The 12,669-nt window shown below is 45.6% G+C and carries 15 protein-coding genes; 6 read left to right on the top strand and 9 right to left on the bottom strand.

Features of this window, described 5'->3' with window-relative positions:
- Nucleotides 1-6 precede the first annotated feature (6 nt).
- Nucleotides 7-1,980: a methyl-accepting chemotaxis protein gene (locus EK374_RS13830; protein ID WP_127024728.1), complete on the top strand. Its 1,974-nt coding sequence runs from the start codon at nt 7-9 to the stop codon at nt 1,978-1,980.
- 139 nt (nt 1,981-2,119) lie between these two features.
- Nucleotides 2,120-2,833 carry a DUF445 domain-containing protein gene (locus tag EK374_RS13825; RefSeq protein ID WP_127024726.1) on the top strand — a complete coding sequence of 238 codons (714 nt, stop codon included), beginning with the start codon at nt 2,120-2,122 and terminating at the stop codon, nt 2,831-2,833.
- Between the two features lie 48 nt (nt 2,834-2,881).
- On the opposite strand, the gene EK374_RS13820 is transcribed toward EK374_RS13825, so the two are convergent.
- Complete coding sequence (locus EK374_RS13820) at nt 2,882-3,670, bottom strand: PhzF family phenazine biosynthesis protein (protein WP_127024723.1); 789 nt, start codon at nt 3,668-3,670, stop codon at nt 2,882-2,884.
- Nucleotides 3,671-3,779: 109 nt separating this feature from the next.
- On the opposite strand from EK374_RS13820, the gene EK374_RS13815 reads away from it, so the two are divergent.
- From EK374_RS13815 to EK374_RS13805, 3 genes are all read left to right on the top strand, one after another.
- Nucleotides 3,780-4,169, top strand: coding sequence for a cytochrome b562 (locus EK374_RS13815; protein ID WP_127024720.1), 390 nt, complete (start codon nt 3,780-3,782; stop codon nt 4,167-4,169).
- 69 nt (nt 4,170-4,238) lie between these two features.
- Nucleotides 4,239-4,682, top strand: a complete 444-nt coding sequence (locus EK374_RS13810; RefSeq protein WP_127024717.1) for a MarR family winged helix-turn-helix transcriptional regulator — start codon at nt 4,239-4,241, stop codon at nt 4,680-4,682.
- A gap of 71 nt (nt 4,683-4,753) precedes the next feature.
- The gene (locus tag EK374_RS13805; RefSeq protein WP_127024713.1) at nt 4,754-5,263 is read left to right on the top strand and encodes a DUF1993 domain-containing protein; all 510 of its coding nucleotides are present in this window, start codon (nt 4,754-4,756) and stop codon (nt 5,261-5,263) included.
- Between the two features lie 42 nt (nt 5,264-5,305).
- Here the strand turns inward: EK374_RS13805 and EK374_RS13800 are convergent, their stop codons facing one another.
- The 5 genes from EK374_RS13800 to EK374_RS13780 form a co-directional block, all read right to left on the bottom strand.
- Entirely contained in the window at nt 5,306-6,586 is a 1,281-nt protein-coding gene (locus tag EK374_RS13800; RefSeq protein ID WP_164731882.1) for an aspartyl/asparaginyl beta-hydroxylase domain-containing protein, read from the bottom strand.
- A 178-nt stretch (nt 6,587-6,764) separates the two neighbouring features.
- Nucleotides 6,765-7,550, bottom strand: a complete 786-nt coding sequence (locus EK374_RS13795; protein WP_127024707.1) for a substrate-binding periplasmic protein — start codon at nt 7,548-7,550, stop codon at nt 6,765-6,767.
- A gap of 82 nt (nt 7,551-7,632) precedes the next feature.
- On the bottom strand, nt 7,633-8,538 hold the full coding sequence (locus tag EK374_RS13790) for a DMT family transporter (protein WP_127024703.1): 906 nt from the start codon (nt 8,536-8,538) through the stop codon (nt 7,633-7,635).
- A 23-nt stretch (nt 8,539-8,561) separates the two neighbouring features.
- Nucleotides 8,562-8,741: a DUF2496 domain-containing protein gene (locus EK374_RS13785; RefSeq protein WP_127024700.1), complete on the bottom strand. Its 180-nt coding sequence runs from the start codon at nt 8,739-8,741 to the stop codon at nt 8,562-8,564.
- On the bottom strand, nt 8,728-8,997 hold the full coding sequence (locus EK374_RS13780; RefSeq protein WP_127024698.1) for a late competence development ComFB family protein: 270 nt from the start codon (nt 8,995-8,997) through the stop codon (nt 8,728-8,730). Before EK374_RS13780 ends, EK374_RS13785 begins: the two co-directional genes overlap by 14 nt.
- A 166-nt stretch (nt 8,998-9,163) precedes the next feature.
- Here EK374_RS13780 and EK374_RS13775 point away from each other — a divergent pair, with 166 nt between their 5' ends.
- Entirely contained in the window at nt 9,164-10,267 is a 1,104-nt protein-coding gene (locus EK374_RS13775) for a tryptophan 2,3-dioxygenase family protein (protein ID WP_127024695.1), read from the top strand.
- A 101-nt stretch (nt 10,268-10,368) separates the two neighbouring features.
- Here EK374_RS13775 and EK374_RS13770 read toward each other — a convergent pair whose 3' ends face one another.
- The 3 genes from EK374_RS13770 to EK374_RS13760 are packed head-to-tail and all read right to left on the bottom strand — an operon-like array spanning nt 10,369 to nt 12,667.
- Complete coding sequence (locus EK374_RS13770; protein ID WP_127024692.1) at nt 10,369-11,328, bottom strand: histone deacetylase family protein; 960 nt, start codon at nt 11,326-11,328, stop codon at nt 10,369-10,371.
- Nucleotides 11,301-11,891: a primosomal replication protein PriC gene (priC, locus tag EK374_RS13765; RefSeq protein ID WP_164731881.1), complete on the bottom strand. Its 591-nt coding sequence runs from the start codon at nt 11,889-11,891 to the stop codon at nt 11,301-11,303. The genes EK374_RS13770 and priC overlap by 28 nt, the downstream gene beginning before the upstream one ends.
- Nucleotides 11,888-12,667: a sulfite exporter TauE/SafE family protein gene (locus EK374_RS13760; RefSeq protein WP_127024687.1), complete on the bottom strand. Its 780-nt coding sequence runs from the start codon at nt 12,665-12,667 to the stop codon at nt 11,888-11,890. The genes priC and EK374_RS13760 overlap by 4 nt, the downstream gene beginning before the upstream one ends.
- Nucleotides 12,668-12,669 lie beyond the last annotated feature (2 nt).

The raw sequence follows: 12,669 nt of genomic DNA, 5'->3' as shown, positions 1-12,669 counted from the left end.
AGATACATGATGTTACTGAGTTTAAAAATCCAATTCAGGTTATTGGTGTTAGTTTTGCCTTTGTTTGTATTATTACTTTGGTTTGTTAGTCAGCAGGCGATCGGGCGCTGGCAACAAACCCGGCAAAGTAATGCGGTCACAGAGCAAATGACTGTGCTGGTAAAGGCGGTGGACCTGGTGCATGAACTGCAAAAAGAACGGGGCTTAAGTGCAGGTTTTCTGAATAGTCAGCTGCCGGATTTACCTGCGGAACTTGCTCAGCAACGGGCATTAGTGGATCTGCAACTTCAAATGTTTTTGCAGCAATTAAAGCAAAGCCAACAAAGTTTCCAGAGCACAGATCAATTCACTCTGCTGCAACAAATAGAATCCAGACTTAGCAACTTATCGCAAAACCGGGCGCAAGTAAGCAGTAAAAATCTCACTGTAGCTGCGATGATCCGCTACTACAGTGAGTTAAATCAGCAGCTGTTATCTATAGCACCATCAATCCTGAAGTTTAATACTGACATGCAGCTGAATGGCATTCTGAACTCCCTTTATAGCTGGAGTGAAGCGAAAGAACGTGCCGGATTAGAACGGGCGCAGTTAAATGCGGCGCTGACAAAAGGCAGTTTTACTCCGCAGAGCTTTGCTTCTTATCTGAGCAATAATGCAGAGCAGCAACTGTTTTTCTCACTATTTCAGCAATTTGCTACCAAAGAACAAGTACAGTGGCTGGACAATCAGCAATCGTCATTTAGTGAAATGTTAAGTATCCGCCAGCAGGCGATGCAGCAACAATTGACTGTTGAACCCAGGCGGTGGTTTGAACTATCTACAACCCGTATTAATCAGTTAAAACTGATGGAGCAGCAACTTACAGAGCAAATAATGCAGCTGGCTGGTCAGAGTTATCAGCAAAGCTATCAAAGTTTTATCTGGTTAGTGGGACTGAACCTGCTGGTGCTGATGCTTGTGAGCTTTTTAGCCTGGAAAGTGATCGGGGGGCTAGTGATGCAAGTGAATACGCTGGTGCTGGTGATGCAACAATCTGCTCTGCAAAAAGATTTGCGCGTGACAGCACCGCAATGGGGCCGGGATGAATTCAGCCAGATTGCAGTAGCCTTGAATCAAATGCTGCAGCAATTCAGAAGTACTGTAGATCAACTGTTGCATGCCAGTGTGCAGCTCTCTGCCGTGGCAGAGCAAACAGCTGCTACTGTGGATCATAATGCGGACGCCTTACACAAACAAAATGAAGAAACACTGACAGTGGCTTCTGCTGTTGAACAACTGAGTGTTTCGGTGAAGGATGTGGCCTCTCATGTACACCAGAGCTCAGCAGCGGCAGAAGATACGCATCAACTGACTGCTCATGTGAATGAAAGAGTAGAGCAAAGCCATCAGGCGGTAGTACAGGTGGTCAGCAGGTTAAATCATGTGGCCGCTCAGGTTGGTCAATTGAATCAAAGCAGCCAGAGAATTAATGAAGTGGTGTCAGTGATCCGTGCTATTGCCGAACAAACTAACTTACTGGCGTTAAATGCGGCGATAGAAGCTGCAAGGGCCGGAGAGCAAGGTCGTGGTTTTGCTGTAGTTGCTGACGAAGTGCGATCTTTAGCGCAACGTACTCAGCAATCTACTTCAGAAATTCAGAGTATGGTCAGTCAATTTCAACTGGATATGTCTGCGGTTACAAACTCTATGCAGCAAAGTGAACAACTTGCCAGTTCCAGCCTGGAGCAAAGCGAGTTTGTTAGTCAGGCGATGTCTGGTATTTTTCAGTCTATTGAACAAATCCGCGCTATGGCTATTCAAATCAGTGCTTCAGTGGAAGAACAAGCAACAGTTGCTGAACAAATTGCGCTGAGCGTCCAGCATATCAGCGATCAAACCGAGCATGCAGCCGAAGGCGGCCGACAATTATCTGCGACTGTGTCTGAACAGGCTAAATTGGCCAGTTCGTTACAACAAATGGCTGCAGCCTTTCAGGTGTAAGCTGGTCGATGCAGATAAGGCCTGTACCCCTCTGTAACTGAAATGACAGAGGGGCGCAGGCTTTGTGATCTGCTCTCTTGTTGTTCTTCTGTACACTGATTACAATCGCCGCCATTTCTGCTGTTTGTTTGGAGTTTTGATGAATAAGAGTTTTATAACCAATCTGTTGTCTTTGGTGATAATGGCCTGTGGCTGGTTTTTCGCGCTGCCCTGGTTATGGGCTATGGGATTGTTTGCTTTTTCCGGTGCCGTGACCAACTGGCTGGCTATTCATATGCTGTTTGAAAAAGTACCTTTGCTTTATGGCTCTGGTGTCATTCCTGCGCGTTTTACTGAGTTTAAACAAGGTATTTATGATTTGATCATGGGGCAGTTTTTCAGTAAAGAAAACCTGCAGCGTTTGCTTGCTGAGCAGCATGATCAGGATGCCGTCAGCTTAAAACTGGCTCCGGTTATTCAGGCTATCGACTTATCTCCTGCTTTTGATGCGTTGCTTGAAACAGTGCAAAAATCCTCTTTGGGTGGCATGCTGGCGATGTTTGGCGGAGCGCAGATGCTTGTGCCACTGAAAGAACCTTTTATTGAGAATTTAAGTCGTTCCTTAGCAGAGCTGGCCGATAGTCCTGAAGTACAACAGCACATCAAAAACCAACTGCATCAGGGCGATACTATTGATTTGCTGCAACCTAAAATTGCTGCAGTAGTCGAAGGGCGTTTAGCCGAGCTGACACCAGAGATGGTGAAAGACATAGTGCAACAGATGATCCGCCAGCATTTAGGCTGGCTGGTTGTGTGGGGCGGTGTGTTTGGTGCTCTGATAGGCTTGTTAAGTAGTATTTTGCCCGCGATTTAAACTGACATTCACAGCAGGGCAAAGCCTGTTGCCCTGCTGATTAGCCTGTTACGACAGGTAAATCTCACCGTGCAGATACAACTTAGCCTGACCTGATACCAGTACTCTGTCTTGAGTTAATTCACACGCCAATACACCACCTCTGCTAGACGCCTGATATGCCATCAACTGGTTTTTACCCAATTGCTCTGCCCAATAAGGCACGAGCCCAGCATGGATAGAGCCGGTCACCGGATCTTCATCGCCACCATTGGCTGGCCAGAAATAACGGGAAACGAAGTCATAGTTTGTGCCAGGAGCCGTAGCTACAACATCATAAGGTGCAAGCTTTTTAAGTTCAGCACTCTCTGTAGCTAATTCTTTCACCTGCTGCTCATTTTCATAAATCGCAAAATAAGCCTGAGCGCTTTGCAAAACTGCAGCCGGAGCTATGGATAATCCGGCAAGCAGTGCCTCTGGCGCTATAACGGGGCTGGCAGGGCGTTTGGGGAAATCCATTTGGATCCAGTGATCAGCTTGCTTGCTGACTACCAAGTCACCTACAGCTAAAGTACTGAAGCGAAGCTTTGTACTGTCGCTTTGAGCAAACAACACAAAAGCAGCTGCTAAAGTGGCATGACCACAAAAATCAATTTCAGTGACAGGAGAAAACCAGCGGATCTGATAATGATCTTTAGCAAGCTGCAGTACAAAAGCGGTTTCCGACAGGTTGTTTTCGGTGGCAATCTGTTGCATCAGCTCATTGCTGATGGCCTGTGTTAATGGCACAACTGCGGCATAATTGCCTTTAAAAAGCTGATTGGTAAATGCATCGACCTGATAAATCGGCAGTTTCATCGGTGTCTTTTCTCTGTCTGACTTTAAGTTGCAGCATCATAGCTCAGAAAAGCACTGCACGAGGGCCGAACTTGCTTATAATAAGGCCGTTTTTTTAAGAGGATTCCTGATGAAAGTAGTAATGTCTGTGCTGTTAAGTGGTCTGTTGTTGTGTAGCTCTGTATCTGCAAGTGATGTGGATATGGAAAAAACCATGAAGCAGATGGCGCTGAGTTTTAAACAAGCCAAAGAAGCGCAATCCGTCGAACAAATGACGGCTGCTTTAGCCAGTTTTGAAGGCCAGTTGCAGCAAGCGCAACAAGGTCAATTCCAGCCGGAAAAATCAGAGTTGTATCAGCAAGGACTGAAAGAATTAGCGATAGAGCTTGATCAGACTCAATTGCTGTTGGAGAAAAATGATTTAGCTGGTGCACAACAACAACTGGTAAAAATGGATGATCTGCGAAAAAAATATCATAAACACCGTAGCCCCAGTTTCTGGCAACTGATTTTTGGTTAGGTCCATAAGCTCGATTTTAGAGCTGAACTCAAGTATATTGCACACAATTCAATTGAGTCAGGCAAGGCCATGAATGCAGAGAACGAAGATTATTTAGTGCTGGAAAAGCAACTGTGTTTTTCACTGTACAGCGCCAGCCACCGGCTGGTACGCAGTTATCGTCTGCTGCTGGAACCTCTAGATTTAACCTATCCACAGTATTTGGCTATGCTGGTGTTGTGGCAGCAGAGCGAGCTGAACGTCAAAGAATTAGGTGAAAAACTACATCTGGATTCTGGTACTTTAACCCCTTTATTAAAGCGGCTGGAAAGCAAAGGTTTAGTGAGCAGAACCCGCAGCCAGCAGGATGAACGTGTGGTGCAGATTGCTCTGACCGAGCAGGGAAAAAAACTAAAGGCAGAGGCGAGCCATATTCCTATAAGCATTTTTCAGCAGTCAGGTATGCCTTTAGAGCAGTTACTTCAGTTAAAACAAAGCTGTGATTTATTGTTTCATCAGCTAGAAGCCTTGTAATCCTCTTGTGCACCCCCATTTCAAAGAGCAGATCTTGCAAAGGGCAGGATGGCTTGAATGAGGCAAATAATATGAGTTTATCTTTTTACAGCGCGTCAGTGCCGGTATTTAAACAGTTTCTTACCAGCTTAAAAGACTTGTTAGCTAAAGCTGAAAAGTTCAGCCAACAGAAAGATCTGGCTGACGCTGTATTATTGCAATCACGTTTATACCCTGACATGTTTCCGCTGGTACGTCAGGTGCAAATTGCCGCTGATTTTGCCAAAAGTGTGTCGGCTCGTTTAGCTGGTGTTGAGGTTCCGGGCTATGAAGACAATGAACAGACTTTTGCCGAACTGCAGCAACGTTTGGATAAAACTCTGGTTTTTCTGGATAGTTTAACGGCAGAGCAATTTGCCAACGCTGCGGACAAAGAAATTGTATTGCGCCCAGGTACTCCAAAGGAAAAACGTTTTACCGGTAGTCAGTATTTAGCCCAGTATGGTTTACCTCAGTTTTATTTCCATGTGACCACCAGTTATGCTTTGTTGCGTCACAACGGTGTTGAAGTAGGTAAAAAAGATTACATGGGTCAAATCTGACGCTGTTTGCAGTTGCGAGAAATCCCAACTGCGCCAGCTAGACTAAGAAAGCACAGCTTTGGTTTGCTGATTGAGCAAACCAATCTGTTCTATCAATTCGGTGAGAGCTATTTGCTCTTCTTCGCGCAGATAAGGATTCCAGATATCTGCCAGTATGACGGCTCTGGTGTTGTCACTTTTGTTCCAGGCTTCATGCAGATAGGTGTCGTCAAACGCAAATATTTTGCCTTCCTGCCAACTCAATTCAGCAATACCGGGTAAATTAAGTCTGCAATGATCCGGGATATCCAGACCCAGATGCAATACGGCTCTGCTGTTTGTTGCCCCTCTGTGCGGCAGTATATGAGTATGTGGTTGCATGATAGAAAAACAGACTTCAGGTGCATGTTCCCTGATATGAACTAAGGGAAGTTGGCTCAGGGCCTGAGCAGTAGCAGGGCATTGTGCTAAATGCTCAGTGTAGGTCTTGCCGTGACGGTAGAAGAAGTAGGCATCCCATGCCCCTCCTGCGGTCAATGATTTTCCTTCTTCGCCTTCCTGAAAGGGTTTGAAATCCTTCGATTGCTCTTGCAGTTGTTTCAGTTCAGCTTGAATACTGGTGGTCGCACTTTCGTATTGCTCAGCAAAAGATAGAACATTACGGTCAAAAACAGGAGTCAGAGGTAAATCTGGTACATACAAATAGTTGGGTTGTTGTCTTGGATCAGCCAGCACTAAGGGCCGCTCGCCAGTGTACATTTGTATAGCTTTAGTGACCCGCTCCATCTCGGTTTTGCCGAATCTTTGCCATAAAGGCTCAAGCCACTGGTAACCCAGGTTTACTTTGTATTTATTGATAAAGCCAAGAGCATACGCGACATACTGGCGGCACCAGGGTGCTGTGGATGCCTCATTTAACCAGAATCCTTTAGCCTGAGCTGTTTTAACTGCCTTCAGGTATTGACGGCCAGCGCCAAACATATCTCCCTGTAATTCCAATGCTCTGCCATACAACAAACGACTGGAATAGGCCCCAGGCAGTTTTTCCAGCACTGTGGCTAAAGACGAGCCTGAAGGGTCTGAACTTGATAACTGCTCCAGACTGCGGGCCAAGACTTGATGTAACTGTAGGTTAGCAGGTTGAATGGCCAGTAGTTTTTCACAATAAAAAATAACCTGATTGTAGTTGTTCTGAGTCAAGTCGATTTGGATTAATGTAGTTAATGCATAAATATCATTGGGTTCCTGTCTGAGAAGGTTCTCACAAAGAGGGCGAGCTTCCTCCAATGAATTAGATGACATAAGTTTTTGAATACGAGAGACTAAATCTGATGTGCTTAACATTGCAGCAAAGATCCTGACGGAAATATCGAGCCAGACTGCCATAAAGTTTTGCCAATAACCAGCGCCTGTTTTATAAAAATTGAGCGGGATCAATATTTAAGTTTATTCAACGGCTCCAAGCTTTGTTGATACTAAAGCTCTGCTGGCTAAAGCTTGTATATCGCTGCTATCTGGTATCTTATGGAAAAACCATAACGCCATTTAGTGTTTGAGTTTCAACGCCATGGTAGTGCCGCAGTATCATCTGCCATTTCTCGGCGATAAATTGCTGTTCGCCGCTGGCTTTTAGCTTGTTCGCTGCATGACGCCAGCGTTCCAGCAAAGTTATATCAGTGCCTTTTTTTGACATTAGCAAATAAACATCGGAGCGTTTTAGCTGATAGACGGGTTTGATATCCTGCGGATCGAGCCCTTCTTCTAATAACAAATGCTGAATACCCTGACTTTCGTAAGCTACTAAATCTAACCGGCCAGAGCGTAACCTGTGCATATTCTGCTGGTGATTAACCGATGGGTGTAGATTTCTAAAGCCTTGCTCAGTCAACCATTCTTCCCTTATATCACCGCGAACAACACCAATGGCTTTCACTTTACGTAACTCTTCCAGTGATTGAATTTGTACAGGATTAGAACTTAAAGCATAAACAGACCAGGCTTTAACACTTAACTGCCCAACCCAATAAAACTCATCTTCTCGTTTGGGTGTTCTGGAAAAGCTGAATAGCAGTACGTTAGGTTCAGTGCGGGCAATATGAATAGCGCGGGCTTCAGGCAATACTTCAATCACAGTTTTGTCGTCCAGGTTGCGCTGAATTGCCTGCACCACTTCGACCGAAAAACCTGTCAGTTGACCATGGCTATCCAGATAACTGGCTGGCGGCTCGACTACAGTGATGATCCGTAAATTTTGGCTTTGAAGCTCAAAACTTATACAGAAGAGCAAAAGGCTGACTATCCATCGCATGCTTTGCGTTCTCTGATAAAGAAACACTGCTTTAGGTATAGTCAGATTTAATAACTCTAGCAACACGAAGAGTGGTGACAGCTTATGAAAGCCTGGCAAGGCGTTTTAGTTGCGCGCCAGGCAACAAGATAATTAAATTTCCCAACGCAACAATACAAACACCAATCAGGGCAGACCAGCTCCAGTGGTAATTCTCAAACAGGGTGGATATGCCCAAAGCGACAATAGGGAATAACACCATGGTGTAAGCCGCTTTGGCTGGACCAATACGACCCACCAGCGTCAGGTAAGCACCAAAGGCCAGCACTGAGCCGAATAATGACAAGTACAACAAAGACAAGTTAAAACTAAGACTGCTATCAAAAACCGGCATGATGCCCTGAACTAAGGCCAGTATGGCCATCATAATCGCACCGTAGGTCATACCAAACACATTACTTTGCACCACAGGCAATTGCTGCTGTTGATTTTTTGATGAGAGCATATTGCCAAGTGAGGCGATATAAGTACCGGCAATACTCAGTACTAAACCCCAAAAAGCCGAGCCGTTGCTCTCCAATCCTGCCAGTTCCGGCCAGAATACAAAGGCTATACCGAAGATACCTAACAAAGCTCCCAGCAGTGTTTTAACTTCAATCGGACGACCAAAAAACAAGGCACCGTTGAGTATATTCATCAGCACTATGCTGGAAAACACCACTGCGATCAGACCGCTGGTTAAATCAGAGGTGGCCAGATAAATCAGCAGGTAGTTTAAACAAAATAAAAACAAGCCTTGCAGTGCCATCCAACCATGCTGGTGGCGATTAAATTTCAGTGGCAGCTTACGCCACAGACACCAGAACCAGAGCAACAAAGCTGCTAAACCAAAACGATAGGCAATAGACCACATTTCAGGCACATCACCGAGTTGAAATTTAATAGCAAAAAAGGTCGAGCCCCAAATCAATACTGTGGCCAGATACAAGGTAATGGAATGGGTCAGCATACAGCCTCAGGATAAATAAGAAATTAATCAGCTTGTTTAACAGGTTTTGCCAGTTTTTTCTGGAAATCGCGTTGTACTATGGTCAGAGCAGCCAGCACTATTTCTGTTGGCAAATCCTGTTGCTCAAGCAACAGGATCAGTTCCACTGCAAGTTGCACCTCAAGGGGCGCATCAGATAAAGCCGGAGTCTTATTTTTTGTCACGTTGGGTGTCTAAGAAGCCTTTGGCTTTGGCAACAGCTTCGCGCACTTTCATCACCATTTCAAAACGTTCGGTCTGAGGCAGGTAAAACGCCATATCCACTTCATAACGAATGTACTTAGGCGGTAACTGATTCAGCACTATGCAGCATAAATCGGCCAGATATTCGGTGTCGTACTCATCATCCAGACGTAGCTCAACTAAATGGTCCAACAGAAGTTTTTCGTAATAGTTATGGATATCGTCATCTAACTTCATCTGTTACTCCTTGTGTGCCTGAGCTTTGTGCCCCTGCCGCTGACTACTTAACTGAGCCTAAGCATAATCAGTTCGGTTATAAAACGCTACCAGCAGATGTTAACTTCTGGTCGTGCTGATAGAATAGCGCGGTCAAAATAACAGGCCATGGCCTAAGATTAAAAAAATGCAAAAGAATACAACCCCTTGTTACTACGGTGACTACCTGCAACTGGACAAAATTTTAACAGCCCAGGCCCCTGAAAGCGCAAAGTATGCCAATGAAGCCCATGATGAAACCTTGTTTATCGTGGTGCATCAGGTCTACGAATTATGGTTTAAGCAAGTACTACATGAACTAAAAGCCGTCTTGGCGGTTTTTGCTGGTGATGAAGTCAAAGATCAGCAGTTAACAGGAGTGGTGCATAAGCTGAAGCGGGTCATTACCATTCAACAGTTAATGAACCAGCAAATTGGTGTAATGGAAACCATGACACCTCAGGACTTTATGTCCTTCCGCGACTACTTAGTGCCAGCTTCTGGTTTTCAGAGTGTGCAATTTAAGATGCTGGAAATTGGTCTGGGTTTAAAAAGTGAATACCGCATCGACTTTGATAAAAACTCCTTTTACAGTCGCTTAAATGAAAAAGACCGGCTGTTTTTAGAAGGTTTGGAAACTCAACCGAGCTTATTTGAACAAGTCGAAAAGTGGCTGGAACGTATGCCATTTTTACAGTTCGGCGACTTCAGCTTCTGGCAGATGTACCAAAGCGCAACAGAAAAAATGCTGAACGAAGATGAAAGCACTGTGCTGTCTATTGAACAGATTGCTGAACATGAACGTGAAATGCAGCTGAAAGAAATCATCAATACCAGAGCTAAGTTTGCGGCTTTGCTGGATAAAGACAAATACGCTGAACTACAACAACAGGGGAGCTTCCGCTTAAGCCAGCGCGCTATGTTGGCCGCTTTGTTTATTACCCTGTATCAGGAAGAACCTGTGTTTAACCTGCCGTTTCAGGTGCTAACCTGCCTGACAGAAATAGACGAAAATATGACGATATGGCGCTACAAACACGCCATGATGGTACAGCGTATGCTGGGAACTAAAATTGGTACCGGCGGTTCTTCGGGCCATGATTATTTAAAACGCACCACGGAGAAAAACCGCATTTTTACCGATTTATTCCATATGGCTACTTTCTTACTGCCAAAATCGGATTTACCTGAACTGCCTTTGGCTGTGCGTAAACAGCTGGGGTTTTATTTCTCAGGCGCACAGCAGATTTGAGTTGTAGGGGCGAGGTTTATCCTCGCCCGTCTATGGATACCGCGGGGCCCGTTGATGGGCCGGGACAAGCCGCGGTCCCTACAACCCGCCCGTCTTTCAATTCAGGTTCGAAGGGCATGAAACCAATGGTTTGTATCAGGTAATGGCAGTCCGCTGAGTTGAAAGGCTGCATAAAACAGTTGCAGGTGAATTTGAGTTAAAGCCTCAAGATCTCGCTGATAACCACCCCCTATCACGGCAGCAACCGGAATACCGCGCTTGTGACATTCGTTCAATACATACCAATCGCGCTTGGCCACTCCTGCTGTGCTGATATGTAAAAGCCCTAAATCGTCCTGCTGATGAATGTCAATGCCCGCATCATAAATCACTAAATCCGGCTGATAGATTCGTAACAAATAATCCAGACTTTGTTTTACTGCTGCCAGGTATTCGTCGTCGGCACAGGCCGTGGGCAAACCTAAATCCCAGCTGGATTGCTGTTTGCGGGATGGAAAATTCTTTTCGCCATGCAAAGAGGCGGTAATGATAGCTGGCTCATCAGAAAAAATGGCGGCAGTGCCATCGCCCTGATGCACATCACAATCAAAAATCAGCACTTTATCCACGCCTTGAGTTAAGGCGTAACGTGCTGCCACTGCTAAATCATTAAATAAGCAAAAGCCACTGCCTTCACCAGCAAAAGCATGGTGATAACCGCCACTTAAATGCAAAGCTAAACCTTGCTGTAGTGCAAGCTGAACCGTTTGCACTGTGCCACCAACCGAAGTTAAAGAGCGGGTTACCAATTGTTCCGACCAGGGAAAACCTATACGACGCATCGCCTTAGTATCCAACTGACCGGAGATTAGCTGTTCTGCATAAAAAGCCTGATGTACTGATAATAACTGTTCAACGCTGGCAACTTGAGATGACGTGAACTGCTCGGCCAGCACACCCAGCTCGAGCAAGGCTTGATACAAAGCCTGATATTTACCTATCGGATAGCGGTGTTTAAAGGGCAGTTCGAGCTGACTGTAAATCGGGTGATAGATCAGCCCCGGCGGTTTTGTTCTGACCACTGAATTTCTACCTCTAATTCGCTTAAGGCTTTGCGGCAACGACCTAAACGGGCATGTATGGCCAGTACTCTGTCGGCGCTGGTATCCGCTGAACCTCCGGACAACTGGCGTTGTTCCAGTTCCAGCATATCCAGCAAACGCCTTTCAAAACCCTGATATTCAGAGAGCTGTTGATACAACTCCTGAGTGGAGCGACGTAATTGTCCAACCATAGCCTGAGCTTGTTCTGAAGCATTTGGGGAAACGGCGTGCTTTTTGACTTTACCAGGCAAATAACGTAAGTCTTTGGTTTGAAATGCCCGGCTTAATGCCTGAATTTGGGCGCTAAGTTTAGCGGCCAAGGCTTGGGCTGAGCTGGTGCGCTGCTCTGTGCTTGCCTTCAGGCGTTTGAGCATGGCTTCGGCTTCTAACACATAGTCGGTTAAAAAAGGCGAGTGGGATTGAAATAAGTCGCTATCAAACCAAGCTTTTTGTTGCCAGCTACTTTGTTTGCCATCTATGGTTTTAGCTTGCTGCGTTAGTTGCTTCAGTTGTAGCTCCAATGCAGCCAATAAGTCTTTCATCCATTGCTCCAGGCTTGCCATAACAAGCGGGCGGTAATAGCTAAAACCATAGTTAAAAAAATCGGCCGGATAAACTTACTGCCAAAACGTATCGCTGAACGGGCACCAAAATAGGATCCGAGCATTAAACAAGCACCCATGGCTAAACCCAAAGCCCAATAAATATGACCCAACCAGGCAAATGTCACTAACGCAAAAACATTACTGACACAATTCATCGAACGCGCCACGCCGCTGGTCAAAAGCAAATTGATTTTATACAAGGCCATGGTCGACACCATCCAAAACGAACCTGTGCCAGGGCCCGCCAGACCATCATAAAACCCCAAGGTAAAGCCCTGGGCTCTTTGCTGCCAGAAGTGTTTAGGGGTTTGTTCCGGCAGGGTCAATTGGTCGTCTGGCTGCATTTTTACCACTAAACTGTATAAAGCTGCGATGACGATAAAAAACGGAATGATACGTTCCAGCCATTCTTTGCTAATTAAATCCACCACTAAAGTGCCACAAATGGCACCAATAGCAGTGAATATCAGCGCCGTGCGCCAAAACGCAGGATCAAAAAGTTTGCGTCTGTAATAAGTGATTGAGGCTGTAATGGAACCAAAAGTCGCAGCCAGTTTATTGGTGCCTAACACCAGATGAGGCGGTAAACCTGCGGTCAGTAGTGCAGGGACAGTCAGTAAGCCACCGCCTCCGGCTACAGCGTCAATAAAACCTGCGACTAAAGCGACTGCGCATAAAGCGGCGACTACCCAGAGGTCTAAACCTAATTCCATCT

Origin of the sequence: Rheinheimera mangrovi (genome assembly GCF_003990335.1) — a bacterium.
Lineage (GTDB): Bacteria > Pseudomonadota > Gammaproteobacteria > Enterobacterales > Alteromonadaceae > Pararheinheimera > Pararheinheimera mangrovi.
Note: the sequence above shows the minus strand (reverse complement) of the source record. Positions and strands in the feature narration are given on the sequence as shown.

What these genes read in the sequence shown, in the direction of transcription:
- EK374_RS13830 (WP_127024728.1), top strand. Translation starts at nt 7, where the DNA reads ATGATGTTACTGAGTTTAAAAATCCAATTCAGGTTATTGGTGTTAGTT.
- EK374_RS13790 (WP_127024703.1), bottom strand. Translation starts at nt 8,538, where the DNA reads ATGCTGACCCATTCCATTACCTTGTATCTGGCCACAGTATTGATTTGG.
- priC (WP_164731881.1), bottom strand. Translation starts at nt 11,891, where the DNA reads ATGAAAGACTTATTGGCTGCATTGGAGCTACAACTGAAGCAACTAACG.
- EK374_RS13825 (WP_127024726.1), top strand. Translation starts at nt 2,120, where the DNA reads ATGAATAAGAGTTTTATAACCAATCTGTTGTCTTTGGTGATAATGGCC.
- EK374_RS13775 (WP_127024695.1), top strand. Translation starts at nt 9,164, where the DNA reads ATGCAAAAGAATACAACCCCTTGTTACTACGGTGACTACCTGCAACTG.
- EK374_RS13760 (WP_127024687.1), bottom strand. Translation starts at nt 12,667, where the DNA reads ATGGAATTAGGTTTAGACCTCTGGGTAGTCGCCGCTTTATGCGCAGTC.
- EK374_RS13795 (WP_127024707.1), bottom strand. Translation starts at nt 7,550, where the DNA reads ATGCGATGGATAGTCAGCCTTTTGCTCTTCTGTATAAGTTTTGAGCTT.
- EK374_RS13815 (WP_127024720.1), top strand. Translation starts at nt 3,780, where the DNA reads ATGAAAGTAGTAATGTCTGTGCTGTTAAGTGGTCTGTTGTTGTGTAGC.
- EK374_RS13800 (WP_164731882.1), bottom strand. Translation starts at nt 6,586, where the DNA reads ATGTTAAGCACATCAGATTTAGTCTCTCGTATTCAAAAACTTATGTCA.
- EK374_RS13810 (WP_127024717.1), top strand. Translation starts at nt 4,239, where the DNA reads ATGAATGCAGAGAACGAAGATTATTTAGTGCTGGAAAAGCAACTGTGT.
- EK374_RS13780 (WP_127024698.1), bottom strand. Translation starts at nt 8,997, where the DNA reads ATGAAGTTAGATGACGATATCCATAACTATTACGAAAAACTTCTGTTG.
- EK374_RS13820 (WP_127024723.1), bottom strand. Translation starts at nt 3,670, where the DNA reads ATGAAACTGCCGATTTATCAGGTCGATGCATTTACCAATCAGCTTTTT.
- EK374_RS13805 (WP_127024713.1), top strand. Translation starts at nt 4,754, where the DNA reads ATGAGTTTATCTTTTTACAGCGCGTCAGTGCCGGTATTTAAACAGTTT.